Source organism: Candidatus Alcyoniella australis (assembly GCA_030765605.1).
Classification (GTDB): domain Bacteria; phylum Lernaellota; class Lernaellaia; order JAVCCG01; family Alcyoniellaceae; genus Alcyoniella; species Alcyoniella australis.
On sequence record JAVCCG010000136.1, the window covers coordinates 1 to 17,821 of the forward strand.

The 17,821-nt window shown below is 61.3% G+C and carries 17 protein-coding genes and 2 tRNA genes; 15 read left to right on the plus strand and 4 right to left on the minus strand.

Annotated features, from left to right (window positions below; genetic code table 11):
* Positions 1 to 338: 338 nt before the first annotated feature.
* Positions 339 to 1,097, minus strand: a complete 759-nt coding sequence (locus P9M14_16525; GenBank protein MDP8257353.1) for a 16S rRNA (uracil(1498)-N(3))-methyltransferase — start codon at positions 1,095 to 1,097, stop codon at positions 339 to 341.
* 330 nt (positions 1,098 to 1,427) lie between these two features.
* On the opposite strand from P9M14_16525, the gene glgA reads away from it, so the two are divergent.
* Entirely contained in the window at positions 1,428 to 2,903 is a 1,476-nt protein-coding gene (gene glgA / locus P9M14_16530; protein MDP8257354.1) for a glycogen synthase GlgA, read from the plus strand.
* 299 nt (positions 2,904 to 3,202) lie between these two features.
* On the opposite strand, the gene P9M14_16535 is transcribed toward glgA, so the two are convergent.
* The gene (locus P9M14_16535; protein MDP8257355.1) at positions 3,203 to 3,970 is read right to left on the minus strand and encodes a CoA-transferase; all 768 of its coding nucleotides are present in this window, start codon (positions 3,968 to 3,970) and stop codon (positions 3,203 to 3,205) included.
* Positions 3,967 to 4,962: a CoA-transferase gene (locus P9M14_16540; protein MDP8257356.1), complete on the minus strand. Its 996-nt coding sequence runs from the start codon at positions 4,960 to 4,962 to the stop codon at positions 3,967 to 3,969. Before P9M14_16540 ends, P9M14_16535 begins: the two co-directional genes overlap by 4 nt.
* A gap of 149 nt (positions 4,963 to 5,111) precedes the next feature.
* On the opposite strand from P9M14_16540, the gene P9M14_16545 reads away from it, so the two are divergent.
* From P9M14_16545 to P9M14_16605, 13 genes are all read left to right on the plus strand, one after another.
* Entirely contained in the window at positions 5,112 to 6,305 is a 1,194-nt protein-coding gene (locus P9M14_16545) for a phosphoribosylaminoimidazolesuccinocarboxamide synthase (GenBank protein MDP8257357.1), read from the plus strand.
* A 64-nt stretch (positions 6,306 to 6,369) separates the two neighbouring features.
* Positions 6,370 to 6,846: a DUF1285 domain-containing protein gene (locus P9M14_16550; GenBank protein ID MDP8257358.1), complete on the plus strand. Its 477-nt coding sequence runs from the start codon at positions 6,370 to 6,372 to the stop codon at positions 6,844 to 6,846.
* Positions 6,836 to 8,794 (plus strand): glycosyltransferase family 39 protein, encoded by a 1,959-nt coding sequence (locus tag P9M14_16555; GenBank protein ID MDP8257359.1) that lies wholly within the window; start codon positions 6,836 to 6,838, stop codon positions 8,792 to 8,794. Before P9M14_16550 ends, P9M14_16555 begins: the two co-directional genes overlap by 11 nt.
* A 441-nt stretch (positions 8,795 to 9,235) precedes the next feature.
* Positions 9,236 to 9,892 carry a hypothetical protein gene (locus tag P9M14_16560; protein ID MDP8257360.1) on the plus strand — a complete coding sequence of 219 codons (657 nt, stop codon included), beginning with the start codon at positions 9,236 to 9,238 and terminating at the stop codon, positions 9,890 to 9,892.
* Between the two features lie 3 nt (positions 9,893 to 9,895).
* Positions 9,896 to 11,110, plus strand: a complete 1,215-nt coding sequence (locus P9M14_16565; protein ID MDP8257361.1) for an XRE family transcriptional regulator — start codon at positions 9,896 to 9,898, stop codon at positions 11,108 to 11,110.
* Between the two features lie 104 nt (positions 11,111 to 11,214).
* Positions 11,215 to 12,075, plus strand: coding sequence for a DDE-type integrase/transposase/recombinase (locus tag P9M14_16570; protein MDP8257362.1), 861 nt, complete (start codon positions 11,215 to 11,217; stop codon positions 12,073 to 12,075).
* Between the two features lie 82 nt (positions 12,076 to 12,157).
* The gene (locus tag P9M14_16575; GenBank protein ID MDP8257363.1) at positions 12,158 to 12,757 is read left to right on the plus strand and encodes a hypothetical protein; all 600 of its coding nucleotides are present in this window, start codon (positions 12,158 to 12,160) and stop codon (positions 12,755 to 12,757) included.
* Between the two features lie 29 nt (positions 12,758 to 12,786).
* The gene (locus P9M14_16580) at positions 12,787 to 13,581 is read left to right on the plus strand and encodes an EFR1 family ferrodoxin (GenBank protein ID MDP8257364.1); all 795 of its coding nucleotides are present in this window, start codon (positions 12,787 to 12,789) and stop codon (positions 13,579 to 13,581) included.
* Positions 13,574 to 14,044, plus strand: coding sequence for a tRNA adenosine(34) deaminase TadA (gene tadA, locus P9M14_16585; protein ID MDP8257365.1), 471 nt, complete (start codon positions 13,574 to 13,576; stop codon positions 14,042 to 14,044). The genes P9M14_16580 and tadA overlap by 8 nt, the downstream gene beginning before the upstream one ends.
* A gap of 24 nt (positions 14,045 to 14,068) precedes the next feature.
* Positions 14,069 to 14,158: transfer RNA gene (locus tag P9M14_16590), tRNA-Ser, on the plus strand.
* Positions 14,159 to 14,260: 102 nt separating this feature from the next.
* Positions 14,261 to 14,352, plus strand: a tRNA-Ser gene (locus tag P9M14_16595).
* A 91-nt stretch (positions 14,353 to 14,443) separates the two neighbouring features.
* Positions 14,444 to 15,703 (plus strand): ribosomal protein L7/L12, encoded by a 1,260-nt coding sequence (locus tag P9M14_16600; protein ID MDP8257366.1) that lies wholly within the window; start codon positions 14,444 to 14,446, stop codon positions 15,701 to 15,703.
* Between the two features lie 23 nt (positions 15,704 to 15,726).
* Positions 15,727 to 16,368 carry an alpha/beta fold hydrolase gene (locus P9M14_16605; protein MDP8257367.1) on the plus strand — a complete coding sequence of 214 codons (642 nt, stop codon included), beginning with the start codon at positions 15,727 to 15,729 and terminating at the stop codon, positions 16,366 to 16,368.
* A 120-nt stretch (positions 16,369 to 16,488) separates the two neighbouring features.
* On the opposite strand, the gene P9M14_16610 is transcribed toward P9M14_16605, so the two are convergent.
* Positions 16,489 to 17,097: an RlmE family RNA methyltransferase gene (locus P9M14_16610; protein MDP8257368.1), complete on the minus strand. Its 609-nt coding sequence runs from the start codon at positions 17,095 to 17,097 to the stop codon at positions 16,489 to 16,491.
* 112 nt (positions 17,098 to 17,209) lie between these two features.
* Between P9M14_16610 and P9M14_16615 the strand changes: the two genes are divergently transcribed.
* Positions 17,210 to 17,479 carry a hypothetical protein gene (locus P9M14_16615; GenBank protein MDP8257369.1) on the plus strand — a complete coding sequence of 90 codons (270 nt, stop codon included), beginning with the start codon at positions 17,210 to 17,212 and terminating at the stop codon, positions 17,477 to 17,479.
* The last annotated feature ends 342 nt before the right edge of the window (positions 17,480 to 17,821 follow it).

A 17,821-nucleotide genomic window follows, 5' to 3' on the forward strand; every position in this document is an offset into this window, starting at 1 on the left:
ACGTCCAGGCCGATGTAAAGTTGCATTGGGCTGTCCTCCTCAAAGTTTGTGTCGTATGAGCACGTTTAACGTTTGAGGCTGTTTTATCAAACAGACCTCGAGGACAGCCCTCTTTCATGTATACGCTGCATGGCACGCGCAGTCCGCTGGTCCTAATACAACGATCCTTATCCGCGCCCGGCAGCTTAGAGGTTAAGCAAAACTCGCGGCACCTTAGAGGTGCCCGCAAAACTCGCATAACTTTCTGGTCGTAAAGCCACGATCCACCCCGCGGCGCGGGGCTAGCCGTTGCTCAATGGCAATCGCAATGCGCGAGTTTTGTGCCGGCTTTAAGCCGGTCAGGATACGGGGGGCGAGCCGGAGAGGTCGCCCAGTTCGTACTGCACCAATGCCAGGGCGGCCAGGGCCGCGGTTTCGGCCCGCAGGGTGCGCGCGCCGAGCCCCACGGCGAGCACCCGCGCCTGTTTGGCGAGCTTGACCTCGTCGTCCGAGAATCCGCCTTCGGAGCCGACGAAGATCGCTACGCGGCTGGGGCTGCCCATACGCCGCAGGACCTGCTTGGCGCTCATCCCGCGGTGATGTTCGTAAAAGATCACGGCCAGCGAGGCCTGCGATCCTTGGCGGATCGCCTCGGCGAAATTCTGCGGCGCTGCGATGCGCGGCACCTGGGAGCGCCCGCACTGCTTGGCCGCCTCGGTCGCGATTCTGGACCAGCGCTCCACGCGCTGGACGCCGCGCTCAACGCTGAGCCGCGCGGTGGTGAAGCTGCTGGTGAACGGATAGACCGCGGACGCGCCGAGCTCGGTCGCCTTTTGCACGACCTGATCCATCTTGGTTCCCTTGAGCAATCCCACGTAGAGGTCCACGGCGATCGAGGGCTCGACCGTGCTCTCGGATCGCGAGGCCACGCTGCACATGGTCTGCTTAACGTTGACGTTCTCGATCGAGCAGACGTAGTCGGTACCCGAGCCGTCGAACAGCACCAGCGGGTCGCCCGGCTTGAGACGCAACACGCGACTCATGTGCCAGTGCTCGCGGCCGGTGATCTTGACCTTGCCGTCGACCACCTCGATCTGGGGAAGATAAAATCGGCGCATGGCCGCATTTTGCGGCAACCGCCGGTCAAGTCAAGGCGCGCCCGGGCCGGAGGCCGGACGGCTTGCTTAAGCTTTTTAAAATAAACCTGGAATATTCATGATGGATCGTAGCGAGGCGTGCAAGATGCCGCAAGAACAAGGAAGCCGAGCCTATACAACGCAGGCGTACCCGCTGTGGTACGTCGAGGACGGATCGGCGAGGATGACACAGCTATTGCGAGTATATTGTGCGCCGTAGTAGATCCCTCATGAATATTCCAGGTTAGCATTGAATTGCAGGGGCCGACTGCAATAGGCTTACTACTCAATTACATCTTTAAGAGGAACTCGATGGCCAAGAGAAGGCTGAGGATATTGATCGCCTGTAGCGAGGTCGCGCCGTTTTCCAAAACCGGCGGCCTGGGCGACGTATGCAACGCGCTGCCCAAGGCGCTGGTCGAACTCGGGCACGAGGTGCGCGTGATCTCGCCGCTGTATCGGATGGTGCGCCAAAGCGGCTTCGGACTGGTGCGCGCGGCCCAGGATATCGAGATCAGCCAGGACGATCGGATCGAGATGGGGCACGTGCGGCTGGCCGAGGACTTCACCGACTTCATGGCGGTGTTCGTGGAGAACGACCGCTACTACGACCGCGACGGGATCTACGGTACGCCCCAGGGCGACCATCCGGACAACGCGGCGCGCTTCGCATTTTTCGCCAAGATGGTGCTCGAGTACTGCCGCGAGTTCGACTACATCCCCGACGTGATCCACTGCCACGACTGGCCCACCGGCCTGATCCCGGCGCTGCTGACCTACGCGTCGGCGCTTGATTCGCGCTGCCGCCATATCTCCTCGGTGTTCACGATCCACAACCTGGGCTACCAGGGATTGTTCCCTTACGAGAACCTCGAGCTGTTCGGACTGCCGCCGGAGACCTGGCAGATCGACGGCGTGGAGTACCACGGCAAACTCAGCCTACTCAAGGCGGGCATTGTCTATAGCCAAATGATCACCACGGTCAGCCGACGCTACGCCAAGGAGATCCAGAGCGAAGAGCTGGGCATGGGAATGGACGGCATTCTGCGCAAGCACGGCGACGCGCTGCGCGGGATTGTCAACGGCGTGGATTACGACCAATGGTCGCCCAACCACGACCCGTACATCGCCTCGAACTACACGCGCTCCAAGACCGTGGGCAAAAAGCGTTGCAAGGCCGATCTGCTCGACGAGTTCGGTCTGCCCCAGCGACTGACTGCGCGGCCTCTGATCGGCATGGTCACGCGCCTGGCCGAGCAAAAGGGTTGCGACATTTTGGCCGAGGCAATCGACGAGCTGGTCAAGCTCGACCTGGGCCTGGTGGTGCTGGGCAAGGGCGAGGAGCAGTACAACCGGCTGTTCGCCAAGCTTGCCAAGCGTCATCCCGACCACGTGGGCGTGCGCATCGCATTTGATGAAGCGGTGGCGCACAAGATCGAGGCCGGATCCGACTACTTCCTGATGCCCAGCCGATACGAACCCTGCGGCCTTAACCAGCTTTACAGTATGCGTTACGGCACGATCCCAATCGTACGCGCCACCGGCGGACTGGACGACACGGTGCGCGAGTACGACCCGCAAACCGGACGCGGCACTGGGTTCAAGTTCGAGGAGTATTCAGCCCAGGCGTTGGTCGAGGCGGTAAGGCGCGCCACGGGCTTTTATCGCAAGCGCGTCCACTTCAGGAAGCTGATCGACAACGCGATGGCCGCGGACTTCTCCTGGAAGCGCTCAGCCAAACGCTACGAAGAGGTCTATCGCCAGGCCCTGGCCGACCGGCATTTCTAGCGGCAGCTTTGAGCTGCGCGGCAAAACTCGCACACTTCTCTGATCGTAATGCCACGGGCCTCCCCGCGTCGAAAGAAGGTGGGGGAAGATCGTAAAAACGATCTTTGTGTATAGGGCGCGGAGCGGTTCGTTGGTTAACGACCAGCGAACTACGCGAGTTTTAATACAGCTCAAAGCTGCCGCGAGTTTTGGTGCACCTCCAAGGTGCCTCGAAGCCGCCTCTAAGCTGCCGGGCGCGGAAAGGATCGTTGGTTAACGTCCAGCGAACTACGCGAGCCATGCTGCGGCTCGAAGCCGCCCTAGCGGTAGAGCCCGTCGGGATCGATCTGCTCGCGCAGCAGTTGCAGCTCGTGGTCGGTGGGCGGCGGATTGACCTGTAGCTCGTCGGCCACGGGCAGGTCGAACCCGGTGTTGTCCAGCACCTGCTCGACGGTCACTCCGGGATTGAGCGCCAGCAGCTTCATGCGGCAGGTCGCTTCGTCGTAGCCCATCACTCCCAAGCTGGTTACCACGCGATAGGGTCCGGTGCCGCGCGGCAGTCCCGCGCGCTCGCGCGCTCCGGGGCCGTCGATATATCCGGGCGAGGTGTTGAAGTCGACCCTCTCGACGAAGCGGTGCTTGTCGTGACGCATGATGGCGATGATTCGCCAGCAGAGGCTGGCCACGTCGTTGGCTCCGCCCGACCCGGGCAGGCGCACCTTGGGATGGGCGTGGTCCGGACCGATCACCGTGGTGTTGAGGTTGCCGTAGGGGTCGATCTGCGCGCCGCCGAGAAAGCCGTATTCGATAAATCCGCGCTGGCTGGTTTCCATGATGTCGCAGATTCCCGAGGCGGCCACTGCGCGGTGGAAGGTGCGCATGTCGCCCACTGCCAGCGGCAGTTTGTCGAGCTGCGCGCCGGTGCCGCCGAACTCGAACACCGGCACCAGGCTCGGCGCGTGGGTCTTCTGCGCCAGCGACGCGGCGAGCATCGGCACGCCGGTGCCGATGAACGCGGTGGAGCCGTCCTCCATCAGGCGCGAGGCCAGACAGATCAGCAGCTCGCTGGGTTTGTAATCGGTGCTCATGACGCATCTCCGCGGTCGATGCGCAGCGCTTCGAGCCGTTGCGTGCCGACCTTTTCGAGCAGCGCGGCGTGATCGGGCAGGCCGTAGACCCATTGGCGCATGTAGTCCTGGGTGGCCTCGGCGCTTTTAGTGGCCTTGACGAACATTCGATAGTGCTCCTCGTCGCGTTCGTATGCGCCGGCCATCTCGCCGGGCCACGAGCCGAAGGGCGCTTCGACCACGGCGTCGACCATGTAATAGGGGATCAGGGTGCGGTCGGGCCGCTCGCGGATCTGGTCCTCGTCCACGATCTGCTCGGCGCTGATCAGCAGGCGTTTGGAGGCGCGCGCCATCTCACCGGCGAAGCCGCTGACTCCGTCGATCTGGCAGTTGCCGTACTTGTCCGCGCGGCTGACGTGGATCATTCCCACGTCCAGAAACAGCGCGGGCAGTAGGCAGATCGTCTGGCCGGTGAACGGGCACTGGATTGCCTGGGCCGCCGAATACTTGAAGGTGTCCGAGCCGAGCATTACCCGTGCCGGGATGAACGGCACGCCCATGGCCGCGGCCTTGAAGCGCCAGCTGATGGCGCCGTTGCTCCACTCGACCACGCGCTTGATCTGGCCGGACTCCACGGCGCGGCGCAGCACGCTGGACACGCCGTAGACCTCCTGGCCGATGTAGGTCACGTCGATCGCCTCGAACTTGCCGCTGGCGATCAGCAGGTCGGCCTCGTGCACGCCTTGGCCGGCCATGCGCAGACCCTCGACGCTTGATCGCACCAACGCGCGGGTTAGCGACATCGGGCAGCGCACCGTGCCGTAGAGCTCGATGCCCAGGTAGTCGCCGCTATGCACGAAGCGCTCGATGGCCTGCTCCTCGGTCATCCGCTTATCGACCAGCGCCTTGGACTTGGCGCGGAAATGATCGCGCATGCCGTCGATATCGATCGGCTGCAGCAGCGGCGCCTCGCCCCGTGCGACTATCGGCACTGAACTCTTATTTGAGCTCACTGGGTATCCCCCGATATTTTTTTGGTTACACCGTCGAATCTGAAGATAGAGGGCGGGCCGATGATCGTCAACCCCGGCAAAGATCGGCTCGATTGATCGTGGTCTATCTAGTTGTTAGACTTGCGCTCCCACATATCAGGAGAGCACGCATGGCCAAGAGCAAGCTGATCTACAGCGGATCGGTAAAAGATCTGTACCTGGTGAAACCGCCCACGCAAAGCGGTCCGGGAGTGCTGCGTTTCGCCTATACCGACGACTTCAGCGTCTTTGATTACGGCAAGATGCCCGACGCGATTCCGGGCAAGGGCGCGGCGATGGCCACGCTCAGCGGCTGGCTGTTCGAGCAGGTGGCCCGGCCTGCGCTGTGGCGCAAGGCGCTCAAGGAAGGGCTACTCGAACGCGTGCGCGACCGCGCGTTGCGCGAGCGGCTGGCCCGCGGCGCGGCCCTGAAGCGCCTCAAGCGCGATGGCATGAATACGCACTACCGCGGGATGGTCGACACCGACGGCCGCGTGGTGCAGACCCGCGAGCTTTCACGACCCAGCGCGCTGATGGAAGTCGAGGCGGTCAACATCGTGCGCCCGCGCAGCATGGATTTAGGCGGAGGTCGGATCTACAACTACAACGCGATTTACGAGGGCCTGGATAACTTCCTCGTGCCGCTGGAGGTGGTCTTCCGTTTCGGCGTGCCGCGCGGATCGAGCCTGCTGGACCGACTGGCGGACAACCCGGAATACGTGGCCGATCTGGGACTCAAGCGCGTGCCGCTCGAGGGCGCGACCCTGCGGCGGCCGCTGATCGAGCTGTTTTCCAAGCTCGAGCCCGCGGACCGTTTCCTAAACAGCGAGACCGCGCTGAACTTCAGCGGCCTGTCCAACGTCGAGTTCGTCGAGTTGATCGACACGGCCCTGTTGCTGGCGCTGCTGCTCACGGGGCTGTTCAGTACGGCGGGCTTCAAACTGTGGGACGGCAAGTTCGAGTTCATCAAGTCCGGTGCGCTTAAGCTCGGCGACGCGATTACCCCCGACGAGCTGCGGCTGACCACGCGCGGAGTGCAGATCAGCAAGGAGCCGTTGCGCCAGTGGTACAAGCGCTTTGACCCGCAGTTCCTCCAGGCGATGTCCAAGGCCAAGACGCTCTCGCGCAAGGTCGATAAGTCGTTGGCCGCGATCTGCTCCGACGAGCTGGGGACCGTGCCGCAACGCTTGTCCCAAGAGGCGCTGGAGGCGGTCGCGGCGATGTACCTGGGCGTGGGTGAGGCGCTGTGCGGCCCCAGGCTGTTCGAACCGAGGATGCCGCTGAAAAAGGTGCTGAGCACGTTCAAGCGCCTCAAAATCGCATAGCCCGGACTATGATGCTGCGGCAGCTTCGGTGGACACCTAGGCATACAATCCCGGAGGAAGCGCCGTGGACGAGCTGAACGGCCCGACCGTCCAATCGATCAAGATCGATGGCCAAGGCGACCTGTACCACGAGGGCGTCAAGATTACCCACGCCCGCACCATCGAGCTTTTTCTGCGCAGCCTGCGGCGTTTGCCCGACGGCGGATACGTGATCGAGGTCGGCAACGAGTCGGCGCCGGTCGACGTTGAGGACGTGCCGCTGCTGATCACCAGCTTCGGCCTCGAGCACGGCCGGCCGCTGTGCATCACCAACGACGGGCTGCGCGACGAGCTGCGGCCCGATTCGCTGTGGATCGGGCCCCAGGGCGCGCTCTACGGCGTGCTTGCTGACCGCGGACTGGCCGCGCGCTTCGTGCGTTCGGCCCACGTGCAGGCGGCGCAGCACGTACAGCCCGACCGCAACGCCCCGCAACGTTTCGTGATCTGCATCGGCGAACGGGAATATCCGATCCGGCTCGGGCCTGCGGAAGATGGCGGGTGACTCGCGTAGCACGCGCCTGAGCCGCGGCCGCCTGGCCGCGCTGATCGCCCTGGTCTGCGTCTCGCTGGCCCTGCGGCTGTGGGCCGGGCTGCACAACCCCATCGATTTGCACGAGCTCAAGCTGGCCATGGGCGTGCATCAGCTGCTCAGCGAACACACGCTGTCGCTCACCGGCGTGCGCGTACACGAATCGCCGCTCTCCGGCGGCCCGCTGATCTTTATCTACCTCGCCTTGGCCTCGGCGCTGTGTCCGACGTTCTACGGTTCGATGTTGGCCACGCTGATCATCTCGGCCCTGGCCGTACTCGGCGTGTACGCCGCAGCGCGGCGCTTTCTGGGCGCGCAAGGCGGGCTGTGGGCCGCGGCGATCTACGCCTTGGGGCCGCTGTATTTTCTGACGAGCCACGAGCTGGACAACAACCGCGTGGCAGTGCCGTTCCTGATCCTCGCGGCCTGGACCCAGTCCGCGCTGCTGGCGCGCAGCAACGCACGCTCGCTACGGTTGGGACATCTGGCGCTGTGGGCGCTGAGCTGGCTTATATTGCTGCAGATCAACTTCACGCCGATTCTGGTGCTGCCGGCATTTGCGCTGCCGGTGCTGCTGGCTTGGCCGCGCCGCCGTTGGCCGATATTGGTCGGAGTGTTGATCGCCGCCGGACTGGCGATGGCCGGGTTGCTCTACGCCTTCTCGTTCACCACCGGTGTGGAGGTTCCGCGGCGGCTGGGGCAGCTTGCGGTCGTTCAGATCGGCCGCACGGGCGTGGCCGACGCGTTGGCCGCGTTGTGGGCCACCAACCGGCTGATGGGCAATCAGCTGCTGCCCAGCCTGCTGCTGGCGCTGGCGCTGGCGCTAAGCGCAATTCCAAGGCTGTGGCGCGCGCAGGGCGGGCGCGGATTGGCGCTGTTCGACCTCTGGATCGGGCTGTGGCTGCTGTGCGGACACCTGGGTGTGGTGGCGTTCGAGCCGCGGCTGATGGTGCACTATCTGGCCGTGACCTATCCGGCCCAGGCGCTGCTTGTGGTGCGGCTGTTCCAGGTGGCGCGGCCGCGACTGGCCAGCCTGCTGATGGGCTCTGGCGCGCCGCGCGTGCGCGCGCAACGCACCGCCAGCGCAGGCCTGGCCGCTGTGCTCGGCGTTCATTGCTTCGCGCTGCTGCTGGGTTTCCACCTGCTGGGGCATCTGGACTTTCTGCAACGCACACAGCGCGACGACCCACAGCTGGCCGACGCGTTGGAGCTGGTGGATGTGCGTACGCTGCAAGGGCTGGCGGACGAGCTGGGCCGGGCCGGGGCTGTGACCGGTATCGACGGTTCGTGCGTACACGGCGCGCAGCTCGATTTGCTGCACCTCTACTTGCCGCAGCTCAGTCCCTGGATGCCGCCGGTGGCCGACGCCTGCCGCAAGCCGCTGACCGTGCTTGGACCCTCGTTGCGCCAAGCTGCGCAGGACCACGTGCTCGCGCGGGTGCGCGGTTTTACATTGATCGAGCGCGACACGGTTTTCGACCTGGGCGCGGCCGGTCTGGAGCTGGCCCAAGTGCGGTCCGCGCCCGAGCTGGAGCTGGTCAACAGGCTGATCGTGCCGCTGCCGCGGCTGCACACGCCGCTGACCCTGCACACACCGCAACGCAACTTCCATCGCATCAACCTGCCGCTTGATCCCGACGCTGCGCCTTTCTCGCGCGTGGGCGTGGTGCTCTGCTTTGATTCCAACGCCTCGCCGCGGGTCAGCCTGAGGGTGGGCGATGCGCGCGCCGCACTCACGGGCCTGGATCGTCGCACGACCCTGGTCGACGACCGGCGCACCATCGATGTCTGGTGGTTCGACGTGGGTCGCGCCTGGAAAGATCAGCCCCGCAACGCGCTGCTCGAGGTGCATTTCAGGCCCAAGGACGAGCAGTCGACCGAGTCGATCGACTACCTGATCGACCTGGTCGAGGTGCCGTAATCTGGTAGTGCCTCAGTTTGAATTTCTCGGCTCTATGTCGGCATATGGTCCCATGCTAAAATAGAGCCATGCCTAAAGGACCCAAAGGACAGAAGCGACCAGGGGACGTGATTGGCGCTGCAATCAAAGTCGCCAAGATTGCCACCGGCGAAGTTGAAGACGACTCCGGCCTCGAAGGCAAGGAGTACGCCAGCAAGGGAGGCAAGAAAGGTGGAAAGGCGCGCGCAAAGAAACTCTCGCCAGAACAACGGGCTGAGATTGCGCGGAAGGCAGCCGTTTCCCGATGGTCAAAAGTGAAAAGGTAACATGTTCCCAATATGTTACGCCTATCAGTAAAAAAATATCGCCAATCTGCCCTTTTCGCTTGACAAATATAGCCATAATCGACGAAGATAGAAACTGGAGTTTCGAGTTAAGTTTGGCAGAGCGAAAGGAACATCCATGCTGGTCACCAAGGAATCCGCGCGAGAGTTAATCCTCGGTAGTTTTTCAACTCAGTTTCTCAAGGGTCTGACCGTGATTGCGTACGAGGCTACGAAGCGAAGCCGTGAAATCGCGTGCGAGGACCAGTTTTCGGATCACGTGCGCCCGCATATGGCGGGGCAGAATCGTTGGGGACTGATCGAGTCCCTATTGCTCCCGCTCGTCGAATCGACGCCTGATGTCATCGGGGAGAAAGCGAAGAACGCAACTGGTTCGTCCACGCACTACGAAGTTCGTTCTGGTCGCTGCATTCTCACGGTCGCTGCTTCCCGTAATCGGGCAATCCCGAAAAAGGCGGTTTACCGTTTGGACCTGAGCCAATCGAACCAACTCAGTTTATTTGATAAGAACGATGCGGACTCGGACAGCCCAATCTACGTCGTCCTCAACTTCGGCTCATGCGGATCGTGTAGGTCGAAGGAGAATCTCAACGATATGCCGGAGTGGATTCTGTTGCAGGTGCCAGATGTGAAATTCCGTCATGCGATCGCTGAGGTCAGTCTCAAGGAACTCTTTCCAGACGTGGTAGCAAAGTACGAACAGAAGACGGCCGAGGAATCCATCCCGGTAGCCCGTACTACTCCGAAACGGAACGTCGCTATCTCGGAGGGCTAACAGTTGCGTGGTCGCTCGACACCGGGGTTTATCGGCGAACGGTTGCGCCAAATTCGTCTTGCTCGCGATGTGACCGTATATTCTCTTGCGGGGATGGCGGGTATTTCACCGCAATCGATTTACGCATACGAGAGTGGACGTAGCACACCTACTGAAAACAACCTATCTACTCTGACGGCGATTCTGCGTATTCCTAGAGAATTTTTTTTCAATCCCATCGACGACGATTCGAAGCGAACGATCTTCTTTCGTTCGATGACCGCTGCTACGCAACGAGCGAGAGAACGGGCTTCGACATTCGCTGACTGGTCTCAAGAAGTCGTTGACTATCTTGAGATGCACTTGGACTTTCCGCCCAATCGATTTCCCGTATTCGACGTACCAGCCGATCCATTTCGAATCAGCTTTGCCGACATTGAAGAGTTGGCTAATAAGACAAGAGAGGCTTGGGGCCTTGGAGATGGGCCGATTGGAAATGTCGTACAAGCAATCGAAGCGATGGGCGGAATCGTCGTGAAAATCCCGCTCCTTTCCGATCGTCTGGACGCTCTTTCAGTTGTTAGACCAGACCGGCCTCGACCTATTCTTATTCTCGGAGCCGAAAAGACGTCCGCCGTTCGGTTGAGGTTTGATGCATGTCACGAAAAAGGCCATTGGATCTTGCATCGGAATGTGCCGCTTCAGAAACAGAAAGAGAAGCGCTACTTTGATTTGATGGAAAAACAGGCTCACCGCTTTGCCGCGGCGTTTATGATCCCTGCAAAAGCGTTTGTGGATGAATTCGTGTTTGCAGACCTAGACCTATTCCGTTCGATGAAAAGCCGCTGGAAGTGCTCTATTGCCATGATGATTATTCGTTCGCGAGACTTGGGCCTGATTGACGCGGATCGAGCAACTGTTCTCTGGAGAAACTTAGCGCGCCGGAAATGGAAGAAAAAAGAACCGCTAGATGACGAACTGCCGCCAGAGAAACCAAATATTCTGCGGCAGGGAATTGAAATGCTGATCGAAGAAGGCATCCAGAGTAGAGATTCCATCGTATCTTCGATCGGGTTAGGCGATTCTATTATTGAGGAAATCGCTGGTCTGCCATATGGATCGCTTTCGAAAACTCAGGGTCAGGTTTCTCTATTGCGCCCGAAGATGATGCAAAAACAAATCCGTGCGGATGGGGAAAACAACGAAAACGGGGGGCAAGTAATTAGATTCCCGAAATAGAAAGAGCGACTGGATTATTGCTCTGTCAACCCTTATTTGGCCCCATAGGCCAGAACCTGAAGTAAATGCTTGACACTCAAGCATAAAGTTCATATTATAAAGGCATGAACAGATTGCCTTTCGAGAAGAGAGCTCAGATCCTCCACATGCTCTGTGAGGGATCGTCGATGCGCAGCGTTTCCAGGATCGTTGGCGTATCGATCAACACGGTCACTAAACTCCTTGTCGACGCTGGAACGGCCTGCGCCGCGTTTCACGACAAAACGGTTCACGGTGTGACCAGCGAGCGAATCCAGTGCGATGAGATTTGGTCGTTCGTCGGGAAGAAGCAAAAGAACGTCCGCAAAGAAAAAGGCGATCCCGATGGGGTAGGCGACGCATGGACCTGGACAGCGATCGACGCCGACTCGAAATTGATAGTCTCTTGGCTCGTTGGGAACCGCGACGGTGCAACGGCAACGCAATTCGTACAAGACCTCGCTTCGCGGCTTGCCAGTCGAGTTCAACTAACCACAGACGGCCAGAGGGTCTACCTTCAAGCCATCCAAGGGGTCTTCGGGGCAGATGTCGACTACGCCATGCTGATAAAACACTACGATGCTGAGCGGGCTGGAGAGGCACGCTATAGCCCCGCAAAATGTACAGGGACCGATAAGCACGCGATCACTGGCAATCCAGACGAAAGGCACGTCTCCACAAGCTACGTAGAACGTCAGAACTTGTCGATCCGAATGGGCAATCGACGGTTCACGCGCTTGACGAATGCCTTTTCGAAAAAGGTCGAAAACCACTGCCACGCGCTCGCGTTGTACTTCGTTTTCTACAACTTCGTTCGAATCCACAAGACGCTTCGGGTTTCCCCAGCGATGGCCGCGGGCGTGACCGACCGCCTTTGGGAAATGTCCGACATCGTTCGGTTGATCGACGAACAAAAAGCGACGCGGGAAAATGATGATTCAAGCTGAGACACTACCCGTAATCTGCGCTGATTGACCCCTGGTATCGCGTGGGCTAGTGTGGCTTTCCGCACTGCGAGGAAGGTGATAAATGGCCCCAATCAAAGCTTCGAAGCTCGTGATGTTGGCGTTGCTGGTCGCGGCGTTATGCCTGCCCGGCCAGATGGCGTTCGCTGCCGAGGATCAGGACCGGGACGACCAGGCCTACGCTGATCTCCAGCTGCAACTGGCTTACGGCGGACCGCTGCTGGCGCGCGCCGCGGGAACCGCGCCCGACCCGCGCTTCTGGTTTCTCGATGACGACGAGTTGAAGCAGACCATGGAGAACGATGAGGAACTGCGGCGACTGTTTCACCTGGCCTACAACAAGAAGCACAAGCGCCGGAGAACCTCGAACATCCTGTTCCTCTGCGGCGCTACCGTGCTCGCCACGGGAACGGCTCTGGGCATGAGCTCGAAGATGCTCAACATCCCGGACAGCGCTGGACAGATCGCGCTGGTCGGCGGTGCGGTGGTCGGCCTGGGCTTGATCACGCCGGCGATCGTGCTCCGCGCGCGCCCCAGCAAGGCCGAGCGCGAATACATCGATTACGTGCACGACAAGTACAACGTCACGCCGACTATCGATCGCCGCGATCCGGCGCAGCAGCCGCTGATCCGCCTGACGCTGCTGCAAGTACCCATCCCCTGAGGACGCACCGGTAACCCTCGAGGCAGCTGATGAAAATTCGCATCGTCTATCACAGCTCACACGGCAACACCCACCTGGTCGCCAAATCGATCGCCGCGGGGTTTCACAGTCACGACCATCAGGTCGAGCTGCACCCGGCCAAAGATTTCAACCCCGAGCTGGCCGCGGACTGCGATCTGCTCGGGATCGGCAGCGCGGTCTACGTCTGGAAGCACGCCGAGGTGATCGAGAATATCCTCGAGCAAATGCCCGACCTGTTCGTCAAGCCCGCGTTTCTGTTCGTGACCTACAGCGGCGATCCGGGCAACACGTTGAAGTACATGCGCGACAAGCTGGCCAAGCGTCGCGCCAAGGTGCTTGCGGCTCATAAATGCCTCGGCGAGGAGTCGTACCCCTGGTTGCGCAGTCGCTTCCGCGTGCCGGCCAAGGGGCATCCGGACGAGCACGACCTGGACACGGCCGCGGCCTTTGCCGACCGGGTGCTGCAAAGCTACGAACAGTTCGTCGACGATCCGGTGGGCTTCGCGGGCCTGGACTTTCCGTTTAACCGAGACCTGTTTTACTACATGTCCCTTGCAGCGCCGTTCGGCGATGTCGAGCGCACCATCGGCCGCCGCAGCTGCGACTACGACCGCTGCACGCGCTGCGGCGAGTGCGTCAAACGCTGCCCCGCAAGCTGCATCGAGATGGGCCAGAGCGGGCCGATTTTCCACGAGGGCTGCATCGGCTGCTGCGGCTGCTACAACCTCTGCCCCGAGGGCGCGATTCAGGCCGTGATGTTCCCCGGACGGCGCAACCGCTATCGCGGGCGCTGGAATGGCTGAGGCCTCGCAGCGCGATCTGCGCTGGATGGACCTGGCGTTGGAGCAGGCGCAGCTGGCATTCGAGCGCGGCGAGGTTCCCATCGGCGCGGTGCTGGTGAAAGACGACGAGCTGCTGGCCGCGGCATACAACCTGCGCGAGACCCAGCACGACCCCACGGCACATGCCGAGATCGTGGCTTTGCGCCGGGCTGCACAAAAACTACAATCCTGGCGGTTGGTCTCAACGCAGCTCTACGTCACCTGCGAGCCGTGTCCGATGTGCGCCGGCGCGCTGGTCAACGCCCGCGTGAGCCGCGTGATCTACGGCTGCGACGATCCCAAGGCCGGGGCCTGCTCCAGCCTCTACCGGATCTGCGACGATCCGCGGCTAAACCATCGATTGCAGGTCGTCGGCGGCGTACGCGCCGAGCAGGCGGCCGCTTTATTGAAGAAATTCTTTGAATCCAGACGCGCTATAGTGTAAATAGTTTTTTCGGAAGTCGGCCGCGGAGAGATGGCCGAGTGGTCGAAGGCGGGTGACTCGAAATCATCTGTACGGTTTACCGTACCGGGGGTTCGAATCCCTCTCTCTCCGCCAAACGATTTCACGGAACAGCATACAGCGCTCGGGGCGTAATTCGCCCCGTGTGCCGTTCTGTGCAAGACCGCCTGTCGGTCGCGTTCTTTGCAGCGTTGAGACGGAGAGGTGACCGAGTTGGCCGAAGGTGCACGACTGGAAATCGTGTGTACGTCAAAAGCGTACCAGGGGTTCGAATCCCCTCCTCTCCGCCAGAGTCGGCCCGGCTACCCATTTTGCCGACGCTGTGGTAAGTAATGTCGGTCCGCAGGATGCGGATCGACGGCATCGACACGGAGGCGCGGGTTGTCCGAAAAGCAAGCCGAACATATAGATCGCAGTAAGGTCGTAATGGTCTCGATCCCTCGGGACCAGGACAAATATAGCGTAATTAAGACCCTCGCACGGGAGCTGAAAATTCCGTTCGAGGAGGCCGGCGGCATGCTCGAAGATCTGCCGCAGGAGCTGCTCTCGGGCGTTCCCGTGGCAGCGGCCGAGGCCTTCGCCGAGAAGCTGCTCGACGTCGGGGCCGAGGTCGAAGTCCTGCCGATGGGTCCGCTGCACCGCTACTGCGCGTTCCACCCGCATAACAGGGCGCGCTCCAAGTGCAAGGTCTGCGACGAATACATCTGCGAAATCGAGCTGATCAACAGCAAGGGCAAACTGTTCTGCATCGAGCATTGGGATCGCCACAAATTCCGCCGCAAACTGATCTGGACGATCAGCGTACTGACGCTGGTGATCCTCGCCGCGGCGTTCTTCACCAGCCGCCGGGCCTTGTTCACCATGATGCACAAGGACCACTGGCGGGTGGCCGTGATCTGCCTGACCGAGCGCAGCGGCCCGGAGAGCGCGATGATGTTCAACGGCTTGAGCACCTCGGCCAGCCCCGAGCGCTACTACTCGGCCGAACGCCACGCGCTGGTCGATCTCGACGGCTGGTTCCAAAAGGAGTACGAGCGCTGGTCGCGCAAATACAACGACTTCATGGAACTCAAGATCTTCGGCCTCTACGAGGTGAGCAACCTGCCGCCGATCCCGCTGCAATCGGGCTCGTGGTCCTGGCGCGAGGCGCGTGACGACAGCACCTTCAACAAATTCTTACACGAGGTGGCGCTGCAGCACGGCGTGCCGGTGGGCGACTTCGACGTGCTGGTCTATGTTTATTTCTACACCAAGACCATCGAAACCCGCGACTACGTCGAGAACCTGTGCTACTGGAGCCGCGATACCGACTTCGTGATGTGGCCGCTGAACACCCAGCGCACCATCGATTTCCACATCAGCTCCGTGGGCTACTGCATGGGGCACGTAATGGGCGCCGACGTGCACCTCAACGAGCACGGGCATCCCAAGTTCCCCGAGGGCCTGCCCGAACCGGCCAAGTCCCAGCGCTACCCGCAGACCATGGCCGAGCTGATGGCGCCGTACATCGCCAACCAGCAGTACAAGGTCGACATTTTGCACTCGCTGGACCAGTTGGCGGTCGGACCGTACACAGCCCACGAGCTGGGCTGGATCGATTCGAGCGAGCTCGGGGTCTACGCGCCGGCCTCCGCCCAATAGCGGACTCACTGCGGTTCGGCCCGATGAGCGTCGAACGATCCGAAAAACACGTACTGATTCAGGGCCGGGGTCCGACCCTCGAGGGTCGGCTGGGACTGCCGGAAAACGCGCGGGCCATCGGCGTGGTCTGCCATCCCCATACCCTGTTCGGCGGCTCGATGGACAACAACGTGGTCCACGCCCTGTGCCGCACCCTGGCCGATCTGGACTGCGGCTGGCTGCGCTTTAACTTCCGCGGGGCAGGGCGCTCGGAGGGGGCCTGCGACAACGGTCGCGGCGAGACGCACGACCTGCTCGCCGCCCTGGACTTTGCCACTGCCAAGCTGCCCGACGCTCCGCTGCTGCTGTTGGGGTACAGCTTCGGCGCGGCAGTGGCGCTTGCGGCCCTGGAGTCGCCCGCAATCCCGGACCTGCGAGCCGTGGTGGCGGTCAGTCCCCCCACGGTGCTCGACCTGGATTTCTACACCTTTGACGCGGCGCGGCAATTGCTGGTGCTGGTCGGCGATGGCGACGATTACGCGGATCACCAGTCCCTGGCCGAACAGGCAAAGCCCCTGGACAATGTGCGCTTCGAGATCTGCCCGGGTGCGGATCACTTCTGGGTCGGCTGCGAAGATTGGCTCGCACAACGCGTTTCGGACTACCTCGCACAGCAGCTGAGGTAGGGCGGGGGAATTAACAACATTGGGTAGGCGCTCGCGGGGGCGGCTTCGAGCCGCCGCGGGGTGGGCCGTGGCATTACGACCATCGGACTACGCGAGTTTTGTGGGCACCTCAAAGGTGCCTTACCCCACCGCGATGGTCTCGCTGCGCCGTTCGCGGCCAATGATAAAGATCTCGCGGCTGACCTTGCGCGTGGTCTCGGGCCGCAGGGCCGAGACCCGCTTATAGCGCGACTTGACCTGCTTGATGAACTGCTGGATGTCCGGCCCCTGAAAGATTTTTATCACCAGCGACGAGCCGACCGCGCCGCGACGCCAGGCCTGGTCCAGCGCGACCTGAGCCAGCTCCATGCTGCGGTAGTGATCCGCGTCCTTGATGCCCGAGGTGTTCGGCGCCATGTCCGAGAGCACGATGTCGAAGCGCTCGGGCAGCCGTTCGATCGATTCGATCTCCTTTAGATCGCCCAGAGCGTCGGCCGTGATCGTCACTACGTTTATCGCCACCGGTTCCACCGGGTTGAGGTCCAGGCCGATCACCAGCCCCTGGGGTCCGACGCGCTGTGCCGCCACCTGCAGCCACGAGCCCGGAGCGCAACCCAGGTCGAGCACGCGCATCTGCGGACGCAGCAGTTTGTACTTGTCGTCGATCTGCATCAGCTTGTACGCACTGCGCGCGCGATAGTGCTCGGTTTTGGCCCGCTTGGCCCAATGGTCTTGCCGCCGTCTGCCCATCGGTTGATTCTAGCGTTTTCGCCGACTATTGCGAACCGCTTGACGCAGGGTGGCGCAGCCTTGATTATTCATGGTGGTTGACCTATCGCACACGGGACTCGAGCCACAGCAGATGGATTTTCTTACACCCTATTTGAATTTTGAGAAGTTGCTTTTCGGCCGCACCTGGGTCGAGGTGGTCTGGTTGGCAGCGCTGGCGCTGATCGCGCTGGCGATTCTCTGGGTTGTCAAACGCATTCTGGCCGTGGGCTCGACTGAAACGCGCGGCCGAATGGCCGACCACTTTATCTGGACCCACTGCGACGATTGCGGCTGGTCGGGCGAAGTGCCCAAGTACCAGAAGAAGTGCCCACACTGCGCAGCCACGATCCATCCCGAGTAACAAGCACCAAAACTCGCGGCAGCTTAGAGCTGCACCAAAGCTCGCGGCAGCTTAGAGCTGCTACAAAACTCGCGTAGTTCGCTGGTCGTAATCCAACGTGCCACTCCGCGTCGAAAGATGGTGGAGGTTGGTAAAGATCGATAAATCGATTTTTGTGTGTAGGCTCGCCGGGGCGGCTTGGAGCCGCCTATGAAAGAGGGCAGTCAAGTATCGTTGCTGGTTTTCCTCCGGCGAGGATGATTTCAGCTCCCTCCATCCGCCTATTCGAGGTCTTGCGCCTCAGATCATCGTTCGAACGGCCGTGCCTCATACGCAGCAACGATCTTTTCGATCACCGGCTCA